Origin of the sequence: Bordetella petrii (genome assembly GCF_017356245.1) — a bacterium.
Classification (GTDB): Bacteria; Pseudomonadota; Gammaproteobacteria; order Burkholderiales; family Burkholderiaceae_B; genus Bordetella_A; species Bordetella_A petrii_D.
The window spans coordinates 2,000,395-2,026,070 of sequence record NZ_JAFMZZ010000001.1 but is presented as its reverse complement, the minus strand read 5'-3'; the positions used below and the strand labels follow the sequence as shown (position 1 = coordinate 2,026,070).

The window sequence follows — 25,676 nt, the reverse complement described above, 5'->3', positions numbered from 1 at the left end:
CAGCCATGGTACGGTCATTCTTCGCGGCACTCTTGATGGGCGCCTTGCTGGCGGCGCCGGCGGCGGCGCAGAATACCGCGCCGGACGACGGCGGCCTGGGCGGCATCAAGAACGCCAACATCTTCGAAGTCAGGCCGGATGCCAATGAACTGCCCGGCTACGCGGAACAGACCAATGCGCAGCGCGCCAAGGTCCAGCCCGGCAACAACGCGCCGATGTGGCGCCAGGTCAATTCCGGCCAGCCGGGCTTTACCAGCCTGCCGGCCAGCCAGGCGCCCGAGGCCGGCGTACTGATCCAGCGCTTCGTGCAGTACCCCGGGTCCGCGTACACCACCGCCGGCGAAGCCTGGCGCCAGGTGCGCAACCACTGGCTGGTTCCGTACGGGGGCGGACTGCTGCTGATCGTGCTGGTGGCCATCCTGCTGTTCTACCTGGCCAAAGGGCCCATCAAGGTGCATGGCGTCGAAACCGGCCGCAAGATCGAGCGCTTTACCTATTTCGAGCGCGCGGCCCACTGGGTCAACGCCACGGCCTTCGTCATCCTGGCCCTGTCGGGCATCGTGATGGCCTTCGGCAAGTTCTTCCTGTTGCCCCTGGTGGGCAGCGCCGTCTTCGGCTGGCTGACCTGGGTGCTCAAGACCACCCACAATTTCGTGGGCCCGGTCTTCGCGGTGTCGCTGCTGGTGGTTCTGGCCACTTTCGCCAAAGACAATCTCTTCAAGCGTTACGACCTGACCTGGCTGCGCAAGGGCGGCGGGCTGCTGCGCGTCACCCATGTGCCGTCGGGCCGCTTCAATGCCGGCGAAAAAGTCATGTTCTGGATCGGCATGCTGTTGCTGGGCGTGCTTGCCGTCGGATCGGGGCTGTTCCTCGACCGGGTGGTGCCGGGCGCCATGGTGTACACGCGCGGCAACATGCAGATCGCCCACATGGTCCACGCCGTGTCGGTCATCCTGATGATGTGCATGCTGATGGGCCATATCTACCTGGGCACCATCGGCATGAAGGGCGCCTACAAGGCCATGAAAACCGGTTATGTCGACGAGGCCTGGGCGCGCGAACACCACGACGTCTGGTACGACGACATCCAGTCGGGCAAGGTCCCGGCCCAGCGCACGGCCGACAAGGCCGCCAAGCGGCGCCGCGCCCGTCCGGCCGGCGCCTGACCTGCAAAGGAGCACGCCATGAAACTGCTTGCCGCGCTGCCGCTGGCCCTGGCTGCCGCCGCCGCCCACGCAACCCTGCCTGCACCCAGCCCCGAGGCCCAGGCCAAGGCTGCCGAAACCAAGGCCAAGGCGGCCTGGAGCGCCAACGTCGCCGCCTACAAGCTGTGCCGGGTGCAGGATGCCGTGGCCGAGCGGTTTTTTGCAAGCGCCCGGGCGGCGGGCAAGAACCCCGCACCGGCCGTGCCCACGCCCGAATGCAAAGACCCCGGTCCGTTCGTATACGCGCCGGCGCCGGTGCAGCCGCGCGAGGGCTCGGGCGCGCATTCGCCCGCCGAAACCGCCAGCCAGCCGCCCAGTTCGCCGCAGCCCGAGGCCGACGGCAAGACCGCCAAGTGACCGCTTCCAGCCTGTCCCTGCCGCGGCTGACCCAGGCGCGCGCCCCGCTGACGCGGGAAGTCTCCGTGGTCAATGAACACGGCGGGTCCGAAACCGTTTCCATTCCCGCCGAACGGCCCCTGACCATCTACGTCGACCGGCGCGAACTGGTCACGCTGATGACGCTGGGCGCCATGCCCGAACTGCTGGTGCTGGGCTACCTGCGCAATCAGCGCCTGATCCATGATGTGAGCGATGTGCTGTCGATCATGGTCGACTGGGAAGTCAACGCCGCCTCGGTGGTTACGCGCGAAGGCATCGCCGATATCGAATCCCGCACGGCCCAGCGCGTGGTCACCACCGGATGCGGGCAGGGCAGCGTGTTCGGCGGGCTGATGGAAGAACTGGACTACATCCGCCTGGCCCCGCAGGCCCGCGTGACCCAGGCGCAGTTGTACGGCCTGCTCAACGCCATCCGGCTGCAGGAAACCACCTACAAGTCGGCGGGTTCGGTGCATGGCTGTGCGCTGTTCCGCGGCGAGACCATGCTGATGTTCGTGGAAGACGTCGGCCGCCACAACGCCATCGACACGCTGGCGGGCTGGATGTGGATGCAGCCGCCGGCCGAGCAGGGCGGCGCGGACAAGATCTTCTACACCACCGGCCGCCTGACCAGCGAAATGATCATGAAGTCGGCCCAGATGGGCGTGCCCATCGTGGTGTCGCGCAGCGGCATGACCCAGATGGGCTACGAAATCGCCCGGGGCCTGGGGCTGTGCGCCATCGGCCGCGCGGTGAACCGGCATTTCGTGTGCTACACCGCGCCCGAGCGGCTGGTGCCCCAGCCCGAGCTGGCGGCCGCGCGCGCCACCGCGCCCTAGCGGGCCCGGCGCGGCGGTTTCCGGGTAGGAAAGCTCCACCACGGCAGCACCCGCCGCATCGACAGTACCTGGCCGCTTTGCGCCGGCGCGTAGCCCGGCATGCGCGACAGGGCCGCCTGCCACGGCGCGCTGCGCAGGATCGCCAGCAGGGCCTGGGTGGACGGGTGGTCCAGCGTCGACTTCAGGCACACCAGAAAATAGTTTTCCTGCACCAGCGGCACGAAATCCAGGCCGTGGTGATGCGCCGCCGGTTCAATACCCAGCCCGGCGTCGGCGCTGCCGGCGGCAATGGCATGGGCCACGGCGGCGTGCGAGGGTTCGGTGCGCGCATAGCCGGCAATGGCCGCGGCGGGCAGGCCGGCCTGTTCGAGCAGTTCGTCGAACAGCACGCGCGTGCCGGTGCCCAGCGCCCGGTTCACATAGCGCACGCCGGGCCGGCGCAGGTCGGGCAGCGCGCCCAGGCGCAACGGATTGCCGCGCGCCACGATCAGGCCCTGGCTGCGCTGCGCGAAACCGATGATCTTGTGCAGCCCGGGCTTGAGCAGCGGCTTGTAGATGCGTTCGGTCAGCGAGCCGGGCACCGGGTCGTGCCGGGTATGGAAGCCGGCGATCACGCAGCGCCCTTCGTTCAGGCCGCGGATCGCGTCCACGCTGCCGGTGTAGCGGATGTCCAGGTACAGCTTGGCGCTGGCCACCGCGTGCTCGCGCAGCGCGCCCAGCGCGTCGTCGTGGCTGGCATACAGCGGCACCACATGTGCGGCATCGTCGAACGCCATGGCAAAGGCGCGTTCGAGATCGGCGCGCAGGGCATTGATTTGCGGCCCCAGCCGCGCCTGGGCCTGGCGCTCGGCCCACAGCAGCTTTTCGCCGAACTCGTTCAGGCGCGCCGGCTGGCCCTTGTCCCACACGATGAGGGTGCGCCCCAGGGTCTGTTCCCAGCGCTTGAGCTCGCCCCACACATGGCGGTACGACAGGCCCAGCGACTTGGCGGCGGCCGAGATCGAGCCCTGCTGCCGCACGGCGAACAGCAGGTCCATCAGCGCATTGCCGATGGTGGCCGGGGCGGCGTCGGCGCCGCCCAGCTGGTAGGAAAGGTCGATACGATGCACGTTCGCGAGTATGCACCAAATGCCGGTGGCGGGGCGGATGCGCCAGCCTATGAAATCTTGTTCATATGGTCCGCATGATACCGCTGGGCTACCCTCTGTGCAGGTCTCGCGTGTGCCAACAATGAATACTCTGTCCGAAAGCGTACTGACTGCATTGCAGTTGATCGTCGGGGCCGATCCGGTGCTGCTGTCCATCGTGGCCCGTTCGCTGGCGGTAAGCGCCTGCGCCTGCCTGCTGGCCTGCAGCGTCGGCATGGTGGCCGGTTCCTGGCTGGCGGTGGCGCGCTTTCGCGGCCGCGGCATCGTGCTGACCCTGCTCAACACCTCGCTGGCCCTGCCTTCCGTGGTGGTGGGCCTGGTGGTCTACCTGCTGTTGTCGCATTCCGGCCCGCTGGGCTTCCTGGGCTGGCTGTTCTCGTTCCAGGCCATGGTGCTGGCGCAGGCGCTGCTGGTCTGTCCGGTAGTTACGGCGCTGGTGCGCCAGACCGTCGAAGACGCCGAGCGCCATCATGGCGAGCAGTTGCGCTCGCTGCGCGCGCGCACGCTGGTGCGCAGCCTGCTGCTGGTCTGGGACGAGCGCTTCACCTTGCTGACCATCGTCATCACCGGGTTCGGCCGGGCCATTTCCGAAGTGGGGGCCGTGATGGTGGTGGGCGGCAATATCGAAGGCTACACACGCGTCATGACCACGGCCATCGCCCTGGAAACCAGCAAGGGCGACCTGCCGCTGGCCCTGGCGCTGGGCCTGTTGCTGCTGTTCGTGGTGCTGCTGCTGAACGTGCTGGCTGCGCTGGTGCGGCGCTGGCGCGAGCGGCGCGACGCCGGATTGTCGGGCCTGTTCGGCCATGCCGGGGCGCTGCCATGAAACGCCCGGACAGCGAAACCGGGCCGGGCGCCGGCGCCGCCAGCCGCGGTGTGGCCCGCGATGCGGCCGCGCCATTGTTCGACCTGCGCGATGTCGATGTCGACTACGGCGCCGTGCGGGCCCTGCGCGGCGTATCGCTGACCATCCATGCCGGCGAATGCGTGGCCCTGGTGGGCGCCAACGGCAGCGGCAAAAGCACGCTGCTGCGGCTGCTGCACTGCCTGGTCCAGCCCACGCGCGGCCAGGCGCATTGCGCGGCGCGCCGGCGCCAGGCGATGCTGTTCCAGCAGCCGTACATGCTGCGCACCTCGGCGCTGAACAACGTGTCGCTGGGCCTGTGGCTGCGCGGCATGCGCTGGCGCGCGGCCCGCGCGCAGGCCGGCCTGGCGCTGCGGCAGGCCGGCATGGCGGACCTGGCGGGGCGCAATGCCAAGACCCTGTCCGGGGGCCAGCAGCAGCGGCTGGCCATGGTGCGCGCCTGGGCGCTGGCGCCCGAGGTGCTGCTGCTGGACGAGCCCACCGCCAGCCTGGACCCGCACGCCAAGCGCGAGGTCGAGCAGATGATGTCCGACTTCACCCAGCCCGGCGCCGGCGCGCCCGCCATGATATTCAGCAGCCACAACCTGGGCCAGGTAAAGCGGCTGGCGCGGCGCGTGGTCTACCTAGAGCGCGGCAGCATCGTGGCCGACCTGCCGGTTGACGATTTTTTCTACGGTCCGCTGCCCGAAGCAGCCAGCCTGTTCGTCAAAGGAGAACGCATACCATGAAACTGTCCGTGCTATTGCGGCGCAGCGCCGCACCGGCCCTGCTGGCGGCCGCGGCCCTGGCCGCCCCGGCGGCGGGCGCCGAGACCATCGTCATGGCTTCCACCACGTCGACCGAGCAGTCGGGCCTGTTTTCGCACCTGCTGCCCGCCTTCAAGAAAGCTACCGGTATCGACATCAAGGTTGTGGCGCAGGGCACCGGGCAGGCGCTGGACATGGCCCGCCGCGGCGACGCCGACGTGCTGTTCGTGCACGACCAGGTAGCCGAAGAGAAATTCGTGGCCGAGGGCTATGCCACCAAGCGCTACCCGGTCATGTACAACGACTTCGTGCTGATCGGCCCGGCCGCCGACCCCGCCGGCGTCAAAGGCCATGACATCGTGCAGGCCCTGGGCAAGCTGGCCAAGGCCGACGCGCCGTTCGTATCGCGCGGCGACAAGAGCGGCACGCACGCGGCCGAACTGCGCTTCTGGAAGGCCGCCGGCCTGGACGACCACGGCAAGGGCTACAAGGCCTGCGGCTGCGGCATGGGGCCGGCGCTGAACATGGCCTCGTCGATGAACGCCTATGTGCTGTCCGACCGGGGCACCTGGCTCAGCTTCAAGAACCCCGGCGACCTGAAAGTGCTGGTGGAAGGCGACAAGCGCCTGTTCAACCAGTACGGCGTGATGGTGGTGAACCCGGCCAAGTTCCCGCACGTGAAGGCCAGGCCGGCGCAGCAGTTCGTCGATTGGGTGATATCGAAGGCGGGCCAGGACACCATTGCCAGCTACAAGGTGAACGGCCAGCAGCTGTTCTTTCCGAACGCCAACCCGCGGTAGCCGGCGCGGCCCCTGCGGAGCCGCTACCAGTGCAGGTAGAACATGGCCTTGGCCAGCAGCACGATCAGCACCACGTGGCAGAACACGCTGATATGAATGCGGCGCGAATTGCGCGTGTTCAGCCGGCCGCGGCGCTGCAGCGCCATGGCCGTGACAAAGTGGCCGAACACGCTGAGGGCCAGGATGATTTTCAGGCCCAGCAGCAGCCCGAAGCTGCTGGCCAGGGGCTGCGCCAGCGCGGCGCGGTGCTGCCAGGCCAGCCCCAGCCCCGCGCCATACAGCACCAGCAGTATCCAGGGCACCACGCGGCGCGCCCGCGTGCCGATAGCCGATTCGAGCAAGCGCATGGCCTCGCGCGGCACGTGTTTGCGGACCCCTTCGAGCATGACGACCTCGAAGAACACCGTGCCGGCAAAAGCCAGCGCGGCGAACAGGTGCAGGATCAGCAGGATGGGATAAGCCATGGCGCGGACTACCGGGTTGAGAGGGAAGGCCGATGTTCACCCTGCCGGCCGGCCAGGCCAATGACGGGAATCAACCCCCGCGCCGCCCGGCCCGCGGCAGCCGGACACGATGCTAGCTGCCTTCCTGGGCGCTTTCCACCACCATATCCAGCACGTAGGCGTAGCGCGAGGCGTCGGCCGGCACTTGCTGGCGTTCATAGCGCTTGAGGCGCAGCACGTTGCGTACGCCGGGCTGGTGCGTATAGCCTTCGATGTCGCTGTAGAAGGCCTGCCATTCGCCATGGCCGGTTTTCAGGCCGTTGGCATCGTATTGGATTTCGCGCACCTGCAAGCATTGCTTGTTGGGAATGAGCGGGTGCGAGCAGGGCACGCGCTGCGCCGCCACTTCCAGGAACATGAGCTGCCCGGCCGAGCCGTAGCGGGTTTCATCGGTGGGCGTGCCCGCCAGGGTCCATTGCGTGCCGTCGCTGAAGCCCAGCGTCAACGTGGGGTTGCCCGGCGCCTGGTCGATGCGCCAGGTGGCGGCCCGCGGCAGCTGCCGGCTGAACGCCTGTTCGTATTGCATCAGGCCGGGCTCGCCGCAGGCCATCATGGTGCCGGCCACCTGCGAGATTTTCAATTGGTTGCCATGTACTTCGTAGCCGGCGCCCAGGCGGTTGCACAGCCCCGACACTGACAGGCGATTGTCGGCGAAGCTGAGGCGCAGCGGCGCGCCGTTGCGCGTGGTGGGCGGCACCCAGCGCGTTTGCGCGGCGCCGTTGGCGTTGCGCGCCTGGGTCAGGTCCCAGTGGTAGGCCGACAGGGTGGCGGTGGCCGGCGTGGCGGCTGCGGGCGTGCGGTCGTTGTTCATGGCGCAGGCAGCCAGCAGCCCCAGGGCGCCGGCCAGGAAGAATCGGGATATCGAGTGTTTCATGATCGCGCCTTTGCGTGAATGCCCCAAGGGCCGAAACACTTGATTATGGCGCGAATAGCCGCCGCGCGGGCCGGCGCGGCGGGGCGCTTTGCGAAGCTTGTCGATATTTACATTTTTGCATCAGGGCCGCGGCCACACGCCCGAGCTGCCGCGGCGATGGCTGTCGACCAGGTGCGTGTCGATGATGCCGGTGGCTTCCATCAGGGCATGCATGGTGGTCGGCCCCACGAACGAGAAGCCGCGCTGGCGCAGGGCCTTGCTCAGGGCGGTGGATGCCTCGGACACCGTGGGGATTTCCGCCAGCGTGCGCGGCGCGGGCGTGGCCGCCGGCTGGAACGACCAGATGAAATCCGCCAGCCCGCCGTCACGCCGCAGGGCGATCGTGGCGGCCGCATTGTTGATGGTGGCCAGGATCTTGGCGCGGTTGCGCACGATGCCGCTGTCGGCCAGCAGGCGTTCGGTGTCGGCGGACGTGAAAGCCGCCACGACATCGGGGTCGAAGCGGCGGAACGCCGCCCGGAAGGCTTCGCGCTTGCGCAGGATGGTGGCCCACGACAGCCCCGACTGGAAGCATTCGAGGCTCAACCGTTCGAACAGGCCATGCTCGTCGCGCACCGGCATGCCCCATTCGGTATCGTAGTACTGGCGCAGCAGCGGATCTTGCGCGGCCCAGGGGGGCCGCGCAAGACCGTCCGCGCCGATGATGACGTCGTTCATGCCAGCTGGCTCTGGCCGCTTTCCAGGGCCAGCAGCAGGGCCTTGGCGCGCAGCCCGCCGGCGAAGCCGGTCAGGTCGCCCGAAGCGCCCACCACGCGGTGGCAGGGCGCCACGATGGAGATCGGGTTGCGCCCGTTGGCGGCGCCCACCGCGCGCACGGCCTTGTCGCGGCCGATCTGCATGGCGATGTCGCGATAGCTGCGCGTCTGGCCGTACGGAATCGTCAGCAAGGCGGCCCATACCTGCTTCTGGAATTCGGTGCCGTTGAAGTCCAGGGGCAGGTCGAAGCGATCGCGCTTGCCGGCGAAATATTCGTCCAGCTGCCGCTCGGCTTCCCGCAACACGGGATGTTGCGGGTCTTCTTGCATGGGGCCCAGGCGGACGCGGTTGGGCTTGTCGTTTTCCCAGAGAATGGCGACCAGGCCGGACTGCCTGGCCACCAGTTTCAACTGGCCCACAGGCGAGGCCATGGTCTTGTATGCGTAGGTCATGTCAGGTTCCTTTGCGCGCGGCGCCATGCCGCTTTTGCAGGGTTCCAGTCTAGGGCGCGCGCCGGCCGCCGGCACTCGCATTCTTGCCGTCGATTTTCCGCCGCCTTTCGTTCATGGGCGCGGCGTGAACAGCGCGTTGAGCGTATCGCCGGCGGCCGCATGGGCAAAGGCGGTATCGAAGCGCCCCTGCGCCAGGGCCTGGGCGGCCTGCATGAACCCGCCCCAGGCCGTGCGGGCCAGCGCGCCGCCCACGCTGATTCGGCGCACGCCTAAAGCGGCGATGTCCTGCAGGCTGAGCTCGCTGGTCGACCCCACCAGCAGGTTCACCGGCTTGGGCGCCACGGCCGCCACCACCGCCGCGATCTGCTCGCGGGTGCGGATGCCCGGCGCGTACAGGCAGTCGGCGCCGGCGTCGGCATAAGCTCGCAGGCGGGCAATGGCGTCGTCCAGGTCGGGCCGGCCGACGAAGAAATTCTCGGCGCGGCCTACCAGCAGCGTGCCGGTGCCGGCCGCGTCGATGGCGCGCCGCGCGGCGCGCAGCCGGTCTGCCGCAACGTCGATGGGAAACAGCGGATCCTGCGGGTTGCCGGTGGCGTCTTCGATCGACAGCCCGGCCACGCCGGTATCCACCGCCAGGCGCACATTGCGCGCCACGCCTTCGGCGTCGGCGGCATAGCCGTTTTCGAAATCGGCGTTCAACGGCAGGCTGGTGGCGGCCACCATGGTGCGCAAGTGCGCCAGCACCGATTCCAGCGTGGCGGCGCCGTCGCGCCAGCCCTGCGACCACGCCATGCCCGAACTGGTGGTGGCCAGCGCCTTGAACCCCAGGCTTTGCAGGAAGCGGGCGCTGCCCACGTCCCAGGGATTGGGCAGGATGAAGCAGCCCTGTTCATGCAGGGCGTGGAAGGCCGCGCAGGCGTCGGTGGAGGATGAGGGCATGGCGGCGGGCTCCGTGAGATGCTGTCAGGGTGCGTTCATGGTACTCAATACCGACGCGTGTGCAACCAGAGGCCACGCCGGAATTACTGCATTTCCCCTGTCATCCGTCTTTATCCCTGACAGGCGCGCGCAACAAGCCCGCGAGTGCCGCAAGGATGATGACAAGGAGCCCGCATGACCGCCAGCAACGCCGCCGTTGCCCAAGACAATACCGCACAGTCGCCTGGCCGAGCCGCCGCATTGCGCCAGGCCACCGCCGCACTGCATGCGCAAGTGGACGCGGCCGTAATGGCAGGCCAGCCCCTGGACGACCGCGGGCGTTATGCGCGCTTCCTGGCCACGCAATACCGCTTTCATCAGTTGACGCCGGCCTTCTTCCAGGACGAGACCCTCAACCAATGGTTTCCGGGCCTGGCCGGGCGCAACCGCCTGGGCGCGGTAGAGCAGGACTGCCGCGACCTGGGCGTGGACACGGCCGCACTGCGCGTAACGGCGCTGCCCGCGCCGCGCAGCGCAACCGACCGCGCCGCGGCGGTGGGATGGTTGTACGTCATCGAAGGCTCCAACCTGGGCGCCGCATTCTTGTACAAGCGCGCGTTGCTGCTGGGGTTGAGCGCCGAATTCGGCGCGCGCCACCTGGCGCCGCATGCTGATGGCCGGGCGCCGCACTGGCACCAGTTCGTGGCCCAGCTTGATGCCGCGCCGGTGGCGGCGCAAGACGAAGCGCAGGCGCTCGAGGGCGCGCGGCAGGCATTTGCCCGTGTGATTGCATTTGCCGGCGCGGCGGCCGCGGCCTGATGCTGCCCCCGGGCGCCACGCGGCGCCCGCGCATTCCGTGATATGCTCAATTTGTAAATGATTATCATAATCATTAAAAGGCTATCACGGCTAGGGTCACGTGTCGTCCAAACCTGACGTCGCGCAACTGTATGCGGAATATTCCGCTCGGCTGCGCCGCTACCTGTTCCTGAAAACCGGCGAGCCGGATCTCAGCGCCGACCTGGCGCAAGAATGCTTCGCCCGACTGTTGGCGCGCAGCGACCAGCCGTCGCCCGAGAATGTCCAGTCGTATCTATATGCGATGGCGACCCACCTGCTGATCGACCATCGGCGCAATCACCATCAGGCGCGCACCGATGCGATGCCCGACAGCGAAATGGCCAGCCTGCATGACCCCGCCGGCGGCCCCGACATGCAGGCCGAGGCGCGCCGGCAGCTGGCGCGCCTGCAGGAAGGGCTGGCCGAGCTGCCGCTGCGCACGCGCCAGATATTCCAGCTGTGCCGCTTCGAGGGCATGAGCTACCAGGACGCGGCGCGGCACCTGGGCATTTCCACCAGTTCGGTGCAGAAGCACCTGGCCATGGCGCTGGAGTTCCTGCGCGAGCGGCTGGGAGACAGACCATGAGGCGGGCCGCCTGGCGGGCAGGCTTTTTTTACTGTCTTCGCGGTGTCATCCGTCCTAACCGGTAATGAAGAGTCGATCATGTGCGCAATGAACTGTACGAGCGAGCGCCGGGTGCGGGAACAGGCCAGCGCCTGGGCCATGCGCCTGGGCATGCAGGCGCTCGATACGCGCGGGCAGCGCCAGCTCGAACGCTGGCTGGCGGCTGATCCGCGCCATGCGGCGGCCCTGGCCGACGCCGAGATGGTTTGGGCGCTGGCCGGCGAATGCCGCGGGCTGCCGTTGTTTGCGCAGCCGGTGCCGCGGCGCCGCACATGGCGCGACCGGCTGCGCGAGGCCGGCGCAGGGCCGGGCGCGCGATGGCGGCTGGCAGGCCTGGCGGCCTGCCTGGTGCTGGCCGTGATGTGGTTCGGCGGCGGCGGCGAAGCCGCGGCGCCCTGGCTGGCCGACTACCGCACGGCCGCCGGCGAGATCCGGCCGCTGGCCCTGCCCGATGGCAGCCAGGTGCTGCTGGGCAGCGACAGTGCGCTGGACCTGTACTACGGACGCGACGAACGGCGCGTGCGCCTGGTGCGCGGCGAGGCCGTCTTTGCGCCGGCGCCGCGCGGGGCCGGCGAGCCTCGCGCATTCGTGGTCGAAGCCGCTGGCGGGCGCGCCACGGCGCTGGGCACCCGCTTTGTGGTGCAGCGCGAAGCCGCCGACCGCGCCTGGGTGGGGGTGCTGGAACACAGCGTGGCGGTGGCGCTGGACCAGCCGCCGCGGCGCGGCGCGGCACGGTTGACGCTGCCGGCCGGCAGGGGTGCCGAATACAGCGCCGGGCAGGGCATTGTGGCCACCGATGCCGATCCCCGGCAGGCCGCTGATTGGGCCGAGGGCTATCTGGTGTTCCGCGGCCAGCCGCTGGACCAGGTGCTGCGGCGGCTGGCCGACTTCCGGCCCGGGCTGCTGATGCTGCTGGACCGCCAGGCCGCCCGCCAGCCGGTGCACGCCTTGTTTCACCTGGACAACCTCGACGGCGCCATCGCCACGCTCTGTGCGCAATTGCAGCTCAAGGCCCTGCAGCTGCCGGGCATGACCGTGCTGTATTGACGCTTGAGCACCGCGCTGGCCGATTTTTTTTTTACTGTCTTTCGATTCCCATCCGTCAACGGTAATGATGCGCGTTCGCATTAAGACCGAGATGGAACAGTGATCACAAGACCGATAAATCCAAAGCTGCCGGGGAGAATACTGATGGCAGGCGCCCTGGCGCTGTCGGCTGCCCCGGCGGCCTGGCCGCAGCCGGCGCCGTCCAGGGCGGCGCCGGGTGCACAGGCGCCCGCCGTACCCGCCGGAGAAGCCGGCCGCCAGGTGCGCCGCTTCAATATTCCCGCGCAACCCCTGGCGCAGGCCGTGCTGGACTTCGCGCGGCAGGCCGGCATCGACCTGTATATCGGCCAGGCCAGCCTCGCGGCCCGCACCAGCGTTGCCCTGCAGGGCAGCTACAGCATCACGGCCGGGTTGACCCAGCTGCTGGGCGACGCGCCCATTGGCTATCGCTACCGGCTGGAAGAAGGCGGCAATCGCCTGAACGTGCAGCTGTACAACCGTCCGGCCGCCGGCGGCAGCGGGGCGGTGCACGCGCTGGGCGCCGTGGTGGTGGTGGGCGATGCGCCCGAGCAATGGGTCTATGAAACGCCGCGGGCGGTCAGCGTGATCACCCGGCAGGACATGGATCGTACGCCGGCGCTGCATGCCGCCGACCTGCTGCAGGACACGCCGGGCGTAACCAGCGCCGTCAGCCGCCAGAATCCGGGCCTGTCGGTGAACATCCGCGGCATGCAGGACTTCGGCCGCGTCAACATGATGATCGACGGCATGCGGCAGAATTTCGTGCAGAACGGCCACATGCAGCGCAACGGTGAGATGTACATCGATTCGGAACTGCTGTCGGAAGTGGTGATCGAGCGCGGCGTGCGCGCCGATGTGCACAGTACGGGGGCGCTGGCCGGGTCGGTGGACTTTCGCAGCCTGGATTTCGCCGACATTCTGCGCGACGGCCACGACGTGGGCGTGCGGCTGCGCGGCAACACCGGCCTGGGCGGCGAAGGCAACGGGGTCAACTTCCTGGGCAGCGCCGCGGGCGCGGCGCGCGTGGGCGAGAACCTGGAGCTGCTTGCCGCCTATTCGCGGCGTTCCATCGGCGACTACAAAATCGGCACGCATGGCGATGACGACAATATCGGCTGGGTCGATGGCGGCCTGGAACAATTCAACGACGTGAAGTTCGCCAGCCAGCGGCAGAACTCGAACCTGTTCAAGGCGCGCTGGCAGCTGGACCCGGCCCAGTCGCTGCAGTTCACCTACATCGGCACGCGCGTCAGCTATTCCAACGTCACCGACGCCGGCCAGTCGCTGAGCGACGGCACGCCCTGGCGCAGCCTGGGCACCTCGGGCGTGGAGTCCGACAGCTATGCGCTCGACTACAAGCTGCGGCCGGCCGGCAATAACTGGCTGGATTTGAACCTGAAGCTGTATGGCGTCGACACGAGCAATCGCAATTACACCGATCCCAGCTATCCGCGCAGCCTGGACAATCTGACCGACCCGGGCCTGATCCGGGAATGGGTCGATGGCGCCTGGAACCGCGGCAATTGCGAGGGCGCCACGATCGTCGACGACTACAAGGCGCGCTGCAGCTATGGCCTGGGCGTCGACAACCGCATTCGCACCAAGACCTACGGCGCGCAGCTGGACAACACCTCGCGCTTCACGCTGGGCGAGCAGACCGTGCTCAGCGCCAACTACGGCATCGAGTATTTCTCCGACCGGGCCACGTCGAACGTGCAGCTCGACCACAACGGCCGCGCCGTGGATCAGTACAACCCTTATGGCAAGGGCGATCCGCTGAACCCGCACGGCCGCCGCAGCATGGGCAGCATCTTCACCAACCTGACGCTGGAAGACGACTTCTACACCGTGTCGGCCGGGCTGCGCTACGAGCGTTACTGGCTCAAGGGCGACACCCAGGTGCCGGGCACCCACAACGAATACCGGACCCGGTTCGACATGTGGAAGAGCTACCTCTGCACGGGTAGCAGCGCGATAAGGAAAGAAGGCTGCGGCGTGGCCCGGGCCGGCGGTGAAAGCGCGCTGATTCCATGGGCGAACGACCACGACCCCCGCGGGTACTATCGCAGCGGCAAGAACTTCACACCCAGCTGGGAACAGGTCAACGGCCTGTACGAACGCGAGGTGGATCGCTCGGAGGGCAAGCTGCTGCCCTCGCTGTCGGCCGCCATCCGCCCGGCCAGCTGGCTGGAGCTTTATGCCAGCTGGGGCAAGGCGTGGCGCCCGCCGGCCATCAACGAGTCGCTGATGGTGGGCGCGCACCCGGGCGACAGCTTCGCCTTCATGTATCCCAACCCGGATGCCGAGCCCGAGACCTCGCGCACCTGGGAAGTGGGCGCCAACACCATCTTCCAGAACGTGCTGGCCGACAGCGACCGGCTGGCGTTGAAGCTGGGCTACTTCGATACCAAGGCGCAGAACTACTTGTTCTCGTCGCTGAACAACAACACGCCCGGCCTGAACATGAACCAGCTGATGGGTTTCGGCAAGGTCGCGTTCGTCAACAACCGCGCCACCACGCGCTTTCGGGGCCTGGAATTCGAAGGCCGCTACGACGCGGGCTGGATCTATGGCGGGCTGAGCTACACGCACTACATCGGCGGGCCCAACGAATTCTGCCAGGACCTGTACTTCGCCGGATCCGGCAGCAGCGTCTACGATCAGCGCAACGAAGACGGCAGCTACACGCCCGAGCACCAGATGGCCGTGGCGCAGGGCTACAAGTCGTGGCAGGCCTGGGCCGATGACCAGGTCGTGTGCAGCAACTTTGTCTACAACAGCGCCATCGCCAAGCCGGTGGACAAGGGCATGGCGCTGGTGGGCGTACGGCTGCTGGAGCGCAAGCTGGACACCGGCGTGCGCCTGACCTACAGCGGCGACGGCTGGTACAACCGCGACACCGGCGGCTCGCAGGTCTGGAACAAATACTTCACGCTGGACTGGTACGCCAGCTACCAGGCCACCGACAACGTCAAGCTGATGGCGTCGATCGAGAACCTGACCGACCGCATGTACCGCGACGGCTATTCCGATGCGCTGGCGCGCACCTATGCGCCGGGCCGCACCGTGCTGGTGGGCATGGAAATCCGATATTAGCGACGAACTCGGCGGGCCGCGCGGCCCGCCGCAAGAAACATGCGAAGCCCTTTCGCATGTACGGCGCCTGTCCATGGACGGCGCCGTCCGCGCCGGGCATGGTCCCGGCATCGATGATGACAGGCAATCCAGGAGTACTGATATGAGTGCAACCATCAGCGCCTACGACGAAGACAACTTCCCGTTCGGGTATTCGGCTGACGATTCGGTGCGCGACGTGCTGCTCGAGTTCCAGAACAGCGGCGTGGCCGGCGAACACACCGGCGGCCCGAACGAAGGCGGTTTCTTCGGCGGCAACGCCTTCAACGGAACCAGCTACGGCTTTACCAGCACCACGGTCGACGGCTACGCGTTCCTGGCCACGGGCGACCTGCATTACTACTTCCCGCCGTTCAACGGCAGCGTGGGCGACGGCCCCACCGCGCACACGCTGTGGGGCACGCTGGAGTCCATCACCCTGGGCTCGGGCATCACCTCCAGCGGCGCCGTGGTCGACCCGTTCGTCACGTTCACCTTCGATGATCCCTTGTACGGCGACATCGCCGACGGGCGCACCAACGTCGTGCACGACATCATCTGGGGCCTGATGAACGGTTCGGTGACCGGCGCGTCCGATAGCGCGGGCACGATCAGCCAGGGCGGCCTGATCGCCGCGCTGGAAGACAACGGCCTGGACGTGGACCAGGCCTTCGCCGACCTGGTCGGCAGCTCGGCCGCTACCGAAACCGAGCTGGCGCTGGCCGCGTAATGGCGGCCTGATGCATCCGCCTGGCGGCGGGTGCCGTGGCGGCCGCCCGGCCCGCGGGCCGGCGCGCGCCGCCATGCGTGCCGATTGACGAATCATTCCAAGGAACTGCAATGCAGCAAGATCCGGCGCGCGTGGGCGCTGCCGCGCACGGGCAGCCCGTGTCCGAGCTCAGGGCCGCCCTGGCGCAGTGCCGCGCGGCGTGGGGCAGTGTGGCCGCGTTCAGCGCGGCCATCAATCTGCTGATGCTGGCGCCGTCTCTGTACATGCTGCAGGTCTACGACCGCGTACTGGCGTCGGGCAACGCGTTCACGCTGCTGATGCTCAGCCTGATGATTGTCGGCCTGCTGGCGCTGATGGGGGCGCTGGACTACGCGCGCAGCGCGATCATCATCCAGGTCGGCGCGCGCCTGGACGCGGCGCTGGGGCCGCGTGTCCACGAGGCCGCGTTCCAGCGCGGGCTGGCCGGCGCGCCCGCCAACGCGGGCCAGGCGCTGGGCGACTTGAATGCGTTGCGCCAGTTCCTGACGGGCAGCTCGGTATTCGCGTTCTTCGACGCGCCATGGTTTCCCTTGTTCCTGCTGGTGATGTTCCTGTTCCACCCATGGATCGGCGCATTGGCGCTGGCCGGCGCGCTGCTGCTGATCGGCCTGGCCTGGCTGAACGAGCGCCTGTCGCGCGGGCCGCTGGCCCAGGCCGGCGGACTGTCGGTGCGCGCCGGTCTCGAGGCGGAAGGACAGTTGCGCAACGCCGAGACCATACAGGCCATGGGCATGCTGGCCGCTCTGCGCCGGCGCTGGCAGCGCCTGCATCGCGGCTATGTGGGACAGCAGGGGCTGGCCAGCCGGCGCTCCGCCCGCATCGCGGCGGTGTCCAAAAGCGTGCGCATCGCGCTGCAGTCGCTGGTGCTGGGGCTGGGCGCCTGGCTGGTGCTGCAGAACCACGTCAGCCCCGGCGTGATGATCGCGGGGTCGATCCTGATGGGGCGCGTGCTCAGCCCCATCGACCAGGTCATCTCCGCGTGGCGCCAGTGGAGCGGCACGCGGCTGGCCTGGAAGCGCCTGCAGGCGCTGCTCGATGCCTATCCCGCGCGGCAGCCGCCGCTGCCCTTGCCGCGGCCTGCCGGTTCCCTGCGTGTCGAAGGCGCCAGTGTGGTGCCGCCGGGCGCGGCCGCGCCGTCGCTGGTGAACGTGTCGCTGGCGCTGGAGCCGGGGCAGGTGCTGGGCGTGGTCGGGCCGTCGGGCTCGGGCAAGTCCAGCCTGGCGCGCCTGCTGGCCGGCATCTGGCCGGCGCGCGCGGGCGTGGTGCGCCTGGATGGCGCGGATCTGCGGCTATGGGATCGCAGCCGCCTGGGAGAATCGCTGGGCTACCTGTCGCAGGATGTGGAACTGTTCACCGGCACGGTTGCCGAGAACATCGCGCGCTTTGCCGACCCGGGCGACGACCGCGAGGCGCTGGCCGCGCGCGTGATCGACGCGGCGCGGCTGGCCGGTGCGCACGAGATGATCCTGGCGCTGCCCAGGGGCTACGACACACCGCTGGGCATCGGCGGGCAGGGGTTGTCCGGCGGACAGCGCCAGCGCGTGGGCCTGGCGCGCGCGCTATTCGGTCCGCCCACGCTGGTGGTGCTGGACGAACCCAACGCCAGCCTGGACGATGCCGGCGAACAGGCGCTGCTGGAGGCGCTGGGCCGGCTGCGCGAGCGCGGCGCCACAGTGGTGGTGATCACGCATCGCCCCAAGGTGCTGGCCGCCACGACTCACATGCTGCTGCTGCGCGACGGCCGGGCGCAGCGCTTCGAAGCCACGCGCAACGTACTGGTGCGTCCGGCGCCGCCGGCCGCCGCCGGCACAGGCACCGCCGGAGCCGCGCCGTTGCCGGGAGCCTGCGCATGAGCGTCCCGCATCGTACCGGCCGTGTCGTGCCCCTGCGGCCCGCCGCCACGGACGCGCAGCCCGGCCTCGCCGATCCCGGGCTCGAACACGGGCGGCCCGATACCGATGACTCCGCGGCTTCCGCGCGCGCCGCGCGTTTCGGCTGGTGGGTGCTGGCACTGGGGTTCGGCGGATTCCTGGCCTGGGCGGCGCTGGCGCCGCTGGACAATGGCGTGTCCATGCCGGGCACCGTAGTGGTGACTGGCGAGCGGCAAGCCGTGGACAGCCTGGGCGGCGGCGTGGTGGGCGCGTTGCTGGTCGGCGAAGGGGAAACCGTGCGGGCCGGCCAGATCGTGGTGCGGCTGGACAGCACACGCGCCCACAGCGAAGCACAAAGCCTGCGCGCCCAGCTGGCTGCCGCGCGGGCGCGCGAGGCCCGGCTGCTGGCCGAACGCGACGGGCTGTCCGTGGTGACCTTGCCGGCAGATGCCGCCGTCCATGCCGAAGCCGCGGGCGCGCTGGCGCTGGAACGCCAGTTGTTCGCCAGCCGCCGCGCCGCGCTGGAGGGCGAGCTGGCCGGCATCCAGGCCACCCTGCAAGGCAACCGTGCGCTGGCCGCCGGCCTGGAATCGTCGCTGGCCTACCAGCGCGCCCAGCGCGGCATGCTGCAAGAACAGCTGGGCAACCTGCGCGGCCTGGCGCGCGAAGGCTATGTGCCGCGCAACCGGTTGCTGGAACTGGAACGCATGCGGGCCCAGCTGGGCAGCGAGATCGCCGCCGATCTGGGATCGCTGGGCCAGGCCCGCCAGCAGGTCGCCGAGCTGACTTTGCGCGCAGGCCAGCGCCGCGACGCATTCCAGCAGGAGGTGCGCGCCGATCTGGCCGAAACGCGCGTCCGGCGCGAACAGCTGGCCCAGCAGCTGACGGCCGCCGAGTTCGACCTGGCCCACACCGAGATCCGCGCGCCGGCCAGCGGCACCGTGGTGGGCCTGGCCGCGCATACGGTGGGCGGGGTGGTGCAGCCGGGCGCGCGCCTGATGGAAATCGTGCCTGCCGATGCGCCGCTGATCGTCGAGGGCCGCCTGCCGGTGGACTCGGTCGACAAGGTGCAGGTGGGCCTGCCGGTGGAACTGATGTTCACGGCGTTCGACACCAGCCGCACGCCGCGCCTGGCAGGCACGGTCGCGCTGCTGTCGGCCGACCGTTATGAAGACGAACGCAGTGGCCAGCCGTACTACCGCCTGAGGGTTGAAGTGCCGCCCGGCCAGTTGCTGCGCATCGGCGGCGCTGCATCATTGCGGGCCGGCATGCCAGTGGAAGTATTCGTGCGCACCGGCGAGCGCTCGCTGCTGAATTATCTGTTCAAGCCTTTGCTGGACCGCACCCATTCGGCGTGGGGCGACGCATGAGGGGGCGCGCCGCTGCAAGCGCGTGGTGGCGGGCGATGCGGGTGCTGGCATTGGCCGGGGCCTGCGCCTGGCCCGACGGCGCGCGGGCGCAAGCGCTGGGTTTCCGCCAGGTGTACGACATGGCCGCCGCCGCCGACCCCACCTGGCTGGCCGCGCAGGCGCGCGAACGCGCCGACAGCGAAGAGCGGAGCCTGGGCCGCAGCGGCCTGCTGCCCAACCTCAGTTATCGCTACACGCGCGCACGCAACTGGTCCCAGGCGCGCCAGCAGACGGTGCTGGGCACCAGCACGCAGGACTACCGCTATTCCAGCTACGCATCCGGCTTCACCCTCAGCCAGCCGTTGTTCGACGCGGCCGCCTTCGCCCAGTACCGGGAAGGCCAGGCGCGCGCCGATGCGGCCGGGCTGACACTGGAGCGTGCGCACCAGGCGCTGGCCGTGCGCGTGCTGCAGGCTTATACCGATGTGCTGTATGCCGACGATGCGCTGGCCCTGGCGCGCGCGCAGGAACGGGCGCTGCACGAAGATGCGCGCCGCGCCGCGCGTTTTGTGGCCGGCGGCGAGGGCACGCGCACCGATCAAGTTGAAGTCGAAGCCCGCGCGCGCATCGTGCAGGCGCAAACCATCGAAGCGCAGGACCTGGCGCGCGATGCCCGCAATGCGTTGCGCGCCATCGCCGGCCCGGCCATGGGCGGCGCGCCGCTGGCGCCGCTGCATGCGGCCGGCCTGGACGTGCTGCGAGATGATGCGCGCGATCTGGCGGCCTGGCGCGCCCTGGCGCTGACCAGGAATCCCGAGCTGGCGGCGCAGCGCCAACTGGTAGAGGCCAGCCGCCAGCGCTATCGCGCCGCGCGCGCCGGCCACTACCCCACAGTACGCCTGTACGCCCGGCAGCAGCTTACCGACTCGAATGCCGAGAACCAGATCGGGCAGCGCTACGACACCAGCACGGTGGGCATTGAATTGAGCATCCCGCTTTATTCGGGCGGACACACCTCGGCGGCCAGCGCCCAGGCCCTGGCCCAGCAGGAAGAGGCCGCGCATGAATTGCAGGCCTCGACCTGGGCCATGCTGGACGACCTCGAGCGCCAGTACTACACGGTATCCAGCAGCCGGCGGCGCATCGCCGCCTATCGCCAGGCGGCCGAGGCCGCGGCCGAGCGCGTCCATGCCACGCGGCGCAGCGTCGAAGGCGGCGAGCGCACCAGCCTGGACGTGCTGGATGCGCAACGCCAGCAGTATGAATCGCTGCGCGACCTGGCCCGTGCGCGCTATGACTACCTGCTGGCCTGGCTGACCCTGCGTTGGCAGGCGGGCGTGCTCAGCCAGGACGACGTGGTGCGCGTCGGCACCCTGTTCGCCGACGCGCCGCCCGCCCGGTCATTGCGCGATCCGGCAGGACGGCATCAGAATATACATGGACAGAAATAATTCTCATTTATAAAATGGCTGTTCACCGACCCTGGAGGCGTGGATGGACAGCATGATCGATACGGTCCAGGCCCTGGAAGCCCGCATAGGCACGCGCCCCGACGCGGTCAACCTGAAGGTCATCGACCACCTGGACCCGCACGCCCAGCGCTGGCTGGCCGCGTCGCCGCTGGCGTTTGCCGGCTTCAGCGATGCCGTACGGGTCGAGGTAACCGTGGCCGGCGGCGCGCCAGGTTTCGCGGCAGCCGCCAGGCCCGGCCAGCTGCGCGTGCCGCGCGCGGCGCTGGACGACCCGCGGCAGGCGCAGGCCGGGCGGGGCGCCGGCCTGCTGTTCCTGATTCCCGGCCTGGGCGAGACCCTGCGCATCAATGGCGTGGTGGCGAACGCGGCAGGCCCCGACATCGTGATCGACGTGCAGGAATGCTATGCGCACTGCGCCAAGGCCTTGTTGCGCTCGGATTTCTGGCGGCCCGACGACGCCGCGCCGCCGGACGACGCCGCCGCCTTCGTGGCGGCCAGCCGCTTCATGGCCCTGGCCACCGCCGATGCCGCGCTGCACACCGACCTGAGCCCCAAGGGCGACCCCGCGGGCCGACTGGCGCAGTGTTACGACGGCGGCATCCGCTATGCCGACCGGCCCGGCAACCGCCGCACCGACAGCCTGCGCAACCTGCTGCAGCGGCCGCAGGCGGCGGCCTTGCTGATCGTGCCCGGCTGCGCCCGCGTGGCGGAGCTGCAGGGCGCCGCGCAGATCAGCGCCGACCCTGGACTGCGCCAGTCATTCACGGTGCAGGACAAGACGCCCAAACTGGTCACCAGCCTGGTCTCGCCGGCCATCGACCTGCGCGACAGCGCCGCGCTGGCGCGGGCCCGCCCCTGGGCAGCGGTCCCGCCGCCGGCCGATATCGACCCGGCCGCCATCTTCGCCGCGCACGTCAGGCTGAACAAGACCCGCGGCCTGGGCGCGGCCATCGCGCGCGGCATGGTGTCGATTCCGGGGTTGATGCGCAAGGGCCTGCAGCAGGACTACAAGCGGAATATGTATTAAGGGGCGGGCACGTGATTTGCTGCATCGCTGCCCGAATATCGTGGCCCAGCCGTCGATCAAGGAGGCGATCCCGTGACCCAGATTGTCCAACCCCGGTACACCTTGACCGTGCACCCCCTGCATGCCGTGTTTCTGGGCGGAGCCCTTGCCCTGTTTCTCTGCGTTGCGCTTGCCGACGCCGCTTATGCGAAGTCTTTTGACATCCAGTGGAATAATTTCGCCTCCTGGCTGCTGGTCGGCGGCCTGTTGTTTGGCGCCATTGCGCTGGTGTTCGCCGTCATCGGCCTGTTCCGGCCTCGCCAGCGCGCGCGGGGCATCGTTCCCTATGCCGTGATATTACTGGCGGCCTGGATCGTGGGCTTTTTGAATGCGCTGATACATGCCCGCGACGCGTGGGCCAGCATGCCGACCGGCCTGATCCTGTCGGTCATCACGGTAGTGCTGGCCTGCGTGGCCGCATGGCTGGGTTTTCGCCCCCCGCACATCAGAGGCGCCGTATGAAATACCGCAGCTTGCTTGCCGCCGTCCCGCTGTCCGCGGTAATGGGCGTATGCAGCGGCCAGGCCGGCCCGGCACAGACCGGGCCCGCGCCCGAACTGCCCAAGCCCGAACGCGGGCTGCTGCCCGACATGGTGATCGCGAAACCCGCTCCATGGGGCGACAGAATGCCGACGGTGCCCGACGGCTATACGATTACCGCCATCGCCACCGGCCTTAAAATCCCGCGCCAGACGCTGGTATTGCCCAATGGCGACATCCTGGTGGCCGAGGGGCGGGGCGGCAGCGCCGCCAAACTCAAGCCGAAAGACGTGATCGCCGGCATGATCAAGGCCAGGGGCACCAGCCCGGTAAAGGGCGGCAACCGCCTGACCCTGCTGCGCGACGCCGAAGGCGACGGTACCTACGAAAGCACGACTTTCGCCGAAGGCCTCAACGCGCCGTACGGCCTGGCACTGGTAGGCAACGATCTTTATGTCGCCAACCAGGATGCCCTGGTGCGGTTCGACTACCAGCCCGGGCAGACCAAGGCCAGCGGCCCGCCCGAAACCGTCACGCCGTTGCCGTCGGAAATCAACCACCACTGGACCAAGGCCCTGGCCGCCAGCGCGGACGGACAATATCTGTACGTGGGCATCGGTTCCAACAGCAACATCACCGAACGCGGCATGACGGCCGAGGCCGACCGTGCCCGCATCTGGCGGGTCAATGCCGCCACCGGCGAACACAAGGCATACGCCACCGGGCTGCGCAATCCCACCGCGCTGACCATCCAGCCCGATACCGGCCAATTGTGGGCGGTCGTGAACGAACGCGATGAGCTCGGTTCGAACCTGGTTCCCGACTACCTGACTGCCGTCCGCCAGGGCGCCTTCTATGGCTGGCCGTACAGCTATTGGGGGCAAAATGTGGACGACCGCGTCCGGCCGCAAGATCCGCAAAAGGTCGCCGCGGCGATCAAGCCCGACTACGCCCTGGGGTCGCACGTCGCGGCGCTGGGCGTCGATTTTTCTGCCGATGCCATGGGGGGCCGCTACGCCAACGGCGTTTTCGTCGGCGAACACGGCAGCTGGAACCGCAGCGACCCCGCCGGCTACAAGGTGGTGTTCGTGCCATTCAGCGACGGCCGGCCGGCGGGGCCGCCCGTGGACTTCGTTGCCGGGTTCCGCGATAGTGACGGCACGACCCGCGGCCGCCCGGTGGGGGTAACGGTAGACCCGCGCGGCGCGCTCATCGTGGCTGACGATCTTTCAAACACGATCTGGCGCATAATACCGAAGCAGCCCGCACAATCGTCTCAACCGGCCGCGCCAGCGCGGCCCGCCGAATCCTCCCGGCCTGCGCAGAACGAATAGTCCGTTCACAGCCGGGCCGCTGGTTTCTTGATGAATGGTTCCTTCCCGCCGCGTTCGTCCCGGGCCGTGCTCGTCTTTTGCGGCGCGCTTGCGCCCCTGGCGGGCAACGCCGTCCGCGCCCAGCCATCCCCCGATACCCCCACGCTGGAGCCGGTGGTCGTCACCACCAGCATCCACTACAGCGCCTCGGTGCTGGATACGCCGGCGTCCGTCAATGTGGTCGATGGCGATCGCCTGCGCTTCGATACGCCCGGCATAAATTTGTCCGAAAGCCTGGGCGGCGTGCCCGGCCTGCAAATCCAGAATCGCCAGAACTATGCGCAGGATCTGCAGGTATCGGTGCGCGGCTTCGGCGCGCGCTCGACATTCGGCGTGCGCGGCGTGCGCCTGTATGTAGACGGCATTCCCGCCACCATGCCCGACGGCCAGGGGCAGACCTCGAACATCGACCTGGCCTCGGCGGACCGCATAGAGGTTTTGCGCGGCCCTTTTTCGGCGCTGTATGGCAATTCGTCGGGCGGTGTCGTGCAGGTATTCACCGAAGACGGCGCAAGCCCGCCCCGCCTGCAGGCGGGGTTCTCGGCGGGCAGCTACGACACCTATCACTATGGCATCAAGGCCAGCGGCGCTGGCGATGCCATGGACTACGTGCTGAGCGCCAACCGCTTCACCACCCGCGGCTACCGCGACCACAGCGCCGCGCGCAAGAACCTGGGCAATGCCAAGCTGGGGCTGCAGCTCGACGACGACAGCCGCCTTACCGTGGTGGTCAACAGCGTGGATCTGAACGCCCAGGATCCGCTGGGCCTGACGCGCCAGCAGTACGAGCAGGACCCGCGCCAGGCCACGCCGCAGGCCAGCCAGTACAACACCCGCAAGACGGTGCGCCAGACCCAGGGCGGCCTGCTGTACGAACGGCAGATCGACGCCGACAATGAACTGCGGGCCATGGTGTACTACGGGCAGCGCGACATGACGCAGTATCTGTCGATCCCGCCCGTGGTCCAGCTGAACCCCGGGCAGGCCGGCGGCGTCATCGGCCTGAAACGCGAGTACGGCGGCGTCGACCTGCGCTGGACTTCCCGCATGAAATTGGCCGGCCGGCCCCTTACGCTGGTGGGCGGGCTGGCTTACGACAGCCTGCGCGAAGACCGCAAGGGCTACGAGAACTACGCCGGCCCGGTCTACGCCCCCACCGAACTCGGCGTCAAGGGGCAACTGCGCCGCGACGAAACCAACCGGGTCTATAACATCGACCCTTACGTACAGGCATCGTGGCGTTTCGCGCCCCGCTGGACGCTGGATGCCGGGCTGCGCTACAGCACCGTCGACTTCGATTCCGACGACCACTACATCGCGGCCGGCAACGACGACGACAGCGGATCCGCGCGCTATCGCAGGGCCTTGCCCGTCGCCTCGCTAAGCTACGCGCCCAGCCCGTCGAGCGCCATCTATGCGTCGTATGGCCAGGGCTTCGAAACACCCACCACCAACGAGGTCTCGTATCGGCCCGACGGCAGGGCCGGGCTGAACCTGGGCCTGCAGCCTGCCGTCAGCAACAATTACGAACTGGGATTCAAGTCCGAATGGGGCGACGGCCTGTTTTCCGTGGCCGTGTTCCACACCGACACCCGCAACGAAATCGTGGCGGCGGGCAGCGCCAACGGCCGCACCTCTTATCGCAATGCCGGCCGCACCCGCCGCGACGGCATCGAGGCGGGCTGGAGCGGCCGCCTGGCGTCGAACTGGCGGGCGGACCTGGCCTATACGTGGATAAACGCCCGCTATCGCGACGACATCGCCGGCTCGGATATCCGCGCCGGCAACCGCATTCCCGGCGTCGCGCGCCAGATGCTGTACGGCGCCCTGGCATGGGCGCCCGAACAAGGGTGGCGGGCCGGCCTGGAAGGGCGCTATCTGGACAAGGTATATGTGAACGACGCCAACAGCGATGCCGCCGCCAGCTATTTTGTGGCCGCGGTGTCGGCCGGATACCGGTGGCGGCGCCAAGCCTGGACCTGGGACGCCTATGCCCGCGTCGACAACCTGTTCAATCGCGAGTACGTCGGGTCCGTCATCGTCAACGAAGGCAACGACCGCTACTTCGAGCCCGCCGCCGGCCGAAACTGGAGCGCCGGGCTGACCGCGTCGTACGCGTTCTAGGCCGGCCCCGGCCCCGGGGCGCACAAAAAACGGGGCGCCAT

23 protein-coding genes and 1 pseudogene are annotated in these 25,676 nt (G+C 68.7%); 18 read left to right on the top strand and 6 right to left on the bottom strand.

The features are described from left to right. Positions 1-5 precede the first annotated feature (5 nt). From J2P76_RS09875 to J2P76_RS09865, 3 genes are read left to right on the top strand one after another with little or no spacing between them, the layout of a single operon-like run. A complete protein-coding gene (locus tag J2P76_RS09875; protein ID WP_207406742.1) occupies positions 6-1,166 on the top strand; it encodes a formate dehydrogenase subunit gamma in 1,161 nt (386 codons plus the stop codon). 18 nt (positions 1,167-1,184) lie between these two features. Next, positions 1,185-1,562 (top strand): hypothetical protein, encoded by a 378-nt coding sequence (locus J2P76_RS09870; RefSeq protein ID WP_207406740.1) that lies wholly within the window; start codon positions 1,185-1,187, stop codon positions 1,560-1,562. Then, positions 1,559-2,422, top strand: coding sequence for a formate dehydrogenase accessory sulfurtransferase FdhD (locus tag J2P76_RS09865; protein WP_207406738.1), 864 nt, complete (start codon positions 1,559-1,561; stop codon positions 2,420-2,422). The genes J2P76_RS09870 and J2P76_RS09865 overlap by 4 nt, the downstream gene beginning before the upstream one ends. Here the strand turns inward: J2P76_RS09865 and J2P76_RS09860 are convergent. Further along, complete coding sequence (locus J2P76_RS09860; RefSeq protein ID WP_207406736.1) at positions 2,419-3,531, bottom strand: substrate-binding domain-containing protein; 1,113 nt, start codon at positions 3,529-3,531, stop codon at positions 2,419-2,421. The two genes, J2P76_RS09865 and J2P76_RS09860, sit on opposite strands and share 4 nt — an antisense overlap. A gap of 121 nt (positions 3,532-3,652) precedes the next feature. Between J2P76_RS09860 and J2P76_RS09855 the strand changes: the two genes are divergently transcribed. Genes J2P76_RS09855 through J2P76_RS09845 form a run of 3 tightly spaced genes read left to right on the top strand, consistent with a single transcriptional unit; the run spans position 3,653 to position 5,981 of the window. After that, positions 3,653-4,396 (top strand): ABC transporter permease, encoded by a 744-nt coding sequence (locus J2P76_RS09855; protein WP_207406734.1) that lies wholly within the window; start codon positions 3,653-3,655, stop codon positions 4,394-4,396. Next, the gene (locus J2P76_RS09850; protein ID WP_207406732.1) at positions 4,393-5,163 is read left to right on the top strand and encodes an ABC transporter ATP-binding protein; all 771 of its coding nucleotides are present in this window, start codon (positions 4,393-4,395) and stop codon (positions 5,161-5,163) included. Before J2P76_RS09855 ends, J2P76_RS09850 begins: the two co-directional genes overlap by 4 nt. Beyond that, on the top strand, positions 5,160-5,981 hold the full coding sequence (locus J2P76_RS09845) for a substrate-binding domain-containing protein (RefSeq protein ID WP_207406730.1): 822 nt from the start codon (positions 5,160-5,162) through the stop codon (positions 5,979-5,981). Before J2P76_RS09850 ends, J2P76_RS09845 begins: the two co-directional genes overlap by 4 nt. A 23-nt stretch (positions 5,982-6,004) precedes the next feature. On the opposite strand, the gene J2P76_RS09840 is transcribed toward J2P76_RS09845, so the two are convergent. The 5 genes and pseudogenes from J2P76_RS09840 to J2P76_RS09820 form a co-directional block, all read right to left on the bottom strand. Next, entirely contained in the window at positions 6,005-6,445 is a 441-nt protein-coding gene (locus J2P76_RS09840; protein WP_207406721.1) for a CopD family copper resistance protein, read from the bottom strand. 112 nt (positions 6,446-6,557) lie between these two features. Then, entirely contained in the window at positions 6,558-7,358 is an 801-nt protein-coding gene (locus tag J2P76_RS09835; RefSeq protein ID WP_242697337.1) for an META and DUF4377 domain-containing protein, read from the bottom strand. Between the two features lie 120 nt (positions 7,359-7,478). Further along, on the bottom strand, positions 7,479-8,075 hold the full coding sequence (locus tag J2P76_RS09830) for a DNA-3-methyladenine glycosylase I (RefSeq protein WP_207406716.1): 597 nt from the start codon (positions 8,073-8,075) through the stop codon (positions 7,479-7,481). Positions 8,076-8,077: 2 nt separating this feature from the next. After that, a pseudogene (locus J2P76_RS09825) lies at positions 8,078-8,566 on the bottom strand (methylated-DNA--[protein]-cysteine S-methyltransferase); the annotation flags it as partial. Positions 8,567-8,677: 111 nt separating this feature from the next. Further along, positions 8,678-9,505 carry an isocitrate lyase/PEP mutase family protein gene (locus J2P76_RS09820; RefSeq protein WP_207406711.1) on the bottom strand — a complete coding sequence of 276 codons (828 nt, stop codon included), beginning with the start codon at positions 9,503-9,505 and terminating at the stop codon, positions 8,678-8,680. A 174-nt stretch (positions 9,506-9,679) separates the two neighbouring features. Between J2P76_RS09820 and J2P76_RS09815 the strand changes: the two genes are divergently transcribed. The 12 genes from J2P76_RS09815 to J2P76_RS09760 all read left to right on the top strand — a co-directional run bounded on the left by J2P76_RS09815 (position 9,680) and on the right by J2P76_RS09760 (position 25,635). After that, positions 9,680-10,303 (top strand): biliverdin-producing heme oxygenase, encoded by a 624-nt coding sequence (locus J2P76_RS09815; RefSeq protein WP_207406709.1) that lies wholly within the window; start codon positions 9,680-9,682, stop codon positions 10,301-10,303. Positions 10,304-10,403: 100 nt separating this feature from the next. Further along, the gene (locus tag J2P76_RS09810; RefSeq protein ID WP_207406707.1) at positions 10,404-10,910 is read left to right on the top strand and encodes a sigma-70 family RNA polymerase sigma factor; all 507 of its coding nucleotides are present in this window, start codon (positions 10,404-10,406) and stop codon (positions 10,908-10,910) included. 87 nt (positions 10,911-10,997) lie between these two features. Then, complete coding sequence (locus J2P76_RS09805) at positions 10,998-11,996, top strand: FecR family protein (RefSeq protein WP_207406705.1); 999 nt, start codon at positions 10,998-11,000, stop codon at positions 11,994-11,996. 144 nt (positions 11,997-12,140) lie between these two features. Further along, positions 12,141-15,113, top strand: coding sequence for a TonB-dependent hemoglobin/transferrin/lactoferrin family receptor (locus J2P76_RS09800; RefSeq protein WP_207406703.1), 2,973 nt, complete (start codon positions 12,141-12,143; stop codon positions 15,111-15,113). Positions 15,114-15,255: 142 nt separating this feature from the next. After that, positions 15,256-15,861, top strand: a complete 606-nt coding sequence (locus J2P76_RS09795; protein WP_207406694.1) for a heme acquisition protein HasA — start codon at positions 15,256-15,258, stop codon at positions 15,859-15,861. Between the two features lie 110 nt (positions 15,862-15,971). After that, positions 15,972-17,753: a type I secretion system permease/ATPase gene (locus tag J2P76_RS09790; RefSeq protein ID WP_207406691.1), complete on the top strand. Its 1,782-nt coding sequence runs from the start codon at positions 15,972-15,974 to the stop codon at positions 17,751-17,753. Next, positions 17,750-19,141, top strand: coding sequence for an HlyD family type I secretion periplasmic adaptor subunit (locus J2P76_RS09785; RefSeq protein WP_242697336.1), 1,392 nt, complete (start codon positions 17,750-17,752; stop codon positions 19,139-19,141). Before J2P76_RS09790 ends, J2P76_RS09785 begins: the two co-directional genes overlap by 4 nt. Further along, complete coding sequence (locus J2P76_RS09780; protein WP_242697335.1) at positions 19,138-20,571, top strand: TolC family outer membrane protein; 1,434 nt, start codon at positions 19,138-19,140, stop codon at positions 20,569-20,571. The genes J2P76_RS09785 and J2P76_RS09780 overlap by 4 nt, the downstream gene beginning before the upstream one ends. 52 nt (positions 20,572-20,623) lie before the next feature. Next, positions 20,624-21,619, top strand: a complete 996-nt coding sequence (locus J2P76_RS09775) for a pyridoxamine 5'-phosphate oxidase family protein (RefSeq protein WP_242697334.1) — start codon at positions 20,624-20,626, stop codon at positions 21,617-21,619. A gap of 72 nt (positions 21,620-21,691) precedes the next feature. Continuing rightward, the gene (locus J2P76_RS09770) at positions 21,692-22,120 is read left to right on the top strand and encodes a DUF2231 domain-containing protein (RefSeq protein WP_207406680.1); all 429 of its coding nucleotides are present in this window, start codon (positions 21,692-21,694) and stop codon (positions 22,118-22,120) included. Further along, positions 22,117-23,472 carry a PQQ-dependent sugar dehydrogenase gene (locus J2P76_RS09765; RefSeq protein ID WP_207406678.1) on the top strand — a complete coding sequence of 452 codons (1,356 nt, stop codon included), beginning with the start codon at positions 22,117-22,119 and terminating at the stop codon, positions 23,470-23,472. The genes J2P76_RS09770 and J2P76_RS09765 overlap by 4 nt, the downstream gene beginning before the upstream one ends. A gap of 30 nt (positions 23,473-23,502) precedes the next feature. Continuing rightward, positions 23,503-25,635, top strand: a complete 2,133-nt coding sequence (locus J2P76_RS09760) for a TonB-dependent receptor (protein WP_207406676.1) — start codon at positions 23,503-23,505, stop codon at positions 25,633-25,635. The last annotated feature ends 41 nt before the right edge of the window (positions 25,636-25,676 follow it).

What these genes read in the sequence shown, in the direction of transcription:
- J2P76_RS09775 (WP_242697334.1), top strand. Translation starts at nt 20,624, where the DNA reads ATGATCGATACGGTCCAGGCCCTGGAAGCCCGCATAGGCACGCGCCCC.
- J2P76_RS09835 (WP_242697337.1), bottom strand. Translation starts at nt 7,358, where the DNA reads ATGAAACACTCGATATCCCGATTCTTCCTGGCCGGCGCCCTGGGGCTG.
- J2P76_RS09815 (WP_207406709.1), top strand. Translation starts at nt 9,680, where the DNA reads ATGACCGCCAGCAACGCCGCCGTTGCCCAAGACAATACCGCACAGTCG.
- J2P76_RS09845 (WP_207406730.1), top strand. Translation starts at nt 5,160, where the DNA reads ATGAAACTGTCCGTGCTATTGCGGCGCAGCGCCGCACCGGCCCTGCTG.
- J2P76_RS09785 (WP_242697336.1), top strand. Translation starts at nt 17,750, where the DNA reads ATGAGCGTCCCGCATCGTACCGGCCGTGTCGTGCCCCTGCGGCCCGCC.
- J2P76_RS09830 (WP_207406716.1), bottom strand. Translation starts at nt 8,075, where the DNA reads ATGAACGACGTCATCATCGGCGCGGACGGTCTTGCGCGGCCCCCCTGG.
- J2P76_RS09800 (WP_207406703.1), top strand. Translation starts at nt 12,141, where the DNA reads ATGGCAGGCGCCCTGGCGCTGTCGGCTGCCCCGGCGGCCTGGCCGCAG.
- J2P76_RS09850 (WP_207406732.1), top strand. Translation starts at nt 4,393, where the DNA reads ATGAAACGCCCGGACAGCGAAACCGGGCCGGGCGCCGGCGCCGCCAGC.
- J2P76_RS09760 (WP_207406676.1), top strand. Translation starts at nt 23,503, where the DNA reads ATGAATGGTTCCTTCCCGCCGCGTTCGTCCCGGGCCGTGCTCGTCTTT.
- J2P76_RS09765 (WP_207406678.1), top strand. Translation starts at nt 22,117, where the DNA reads ATGAAATACCGCAGCTTGCTTGCCGCCGTCCCGCTGTCCGCGGTAATG.
- J2P76_RS09855 (WP_207406734.1), top strand. Translation starts at nt 3,653, where the DNA reads ATGAATACTCTGTCCGAAAGCGTACTGACTGCATTGCAGTTGATCGTC.
- J2P76_RS09805 (WP_207406705.1), top strand. Translation starts at nt 10,998, where the DNA reads ATGAACTGTACGAGCGAGCGCCGGGTGCGGGAACAGGCCAGCGCCTGG.
- J2P76_RS09820 (WP_207406711.1), bottom strand. Translation starts at nt 9,505, where the DNA reads ATGCCCTCATCCTCCACCGACGCCTGCGCGGCCTTCCACGCCCTGCAT.
- J2P76_RS09790 (WP_207406691.1), top strand. Translation starts at nt 15,972, where the DNA reads ATGCAGCAAGATCCGGCGCGCGTGGGCGCTGCCGCGCACGGGCAGCCC.
- J2P76_RS09795 (WP_207406694.1), top strand. Translation starts at nt 15,256, where the DNA reads ATGAGTGCAACCATCAGCGCCTACGACGAAGACAACTTCCCGTTCGGG.
- J2P76_RS09840 (WP_207406721.1), bottom strand. Translation starts at nt 6,445, where the DNA reads ATGGCTTATCCCATCCTGCTGATCCTGCACCTGTTCGCCGCGCTGGCT.
- J2P76_RS09780 (WP_242697335.1), top strand. Translation starts at nt 19,138, where the DNA reads ATGAGGGGGCGCGCCGCTGCAAGCGCGTGGTGGCGGGCGATGCGGGTG.
- J2P76_RS09875 (WP_207406742.1), top strand. Translation starts at nt 6, where the DNA reads ATGGTACGGTCATTCTTCGCGGCACTCTTGATGGGCGCCTTGCTGGCG.
- J2P76_RS09870 (WP_207406740.1), top strand. Translation starts at nt 1,185, where the DNA reads ATGAAACTGCTTGCCGCGCTGCCGCTGGCCCTGGCTGCCGCCGCCGCC.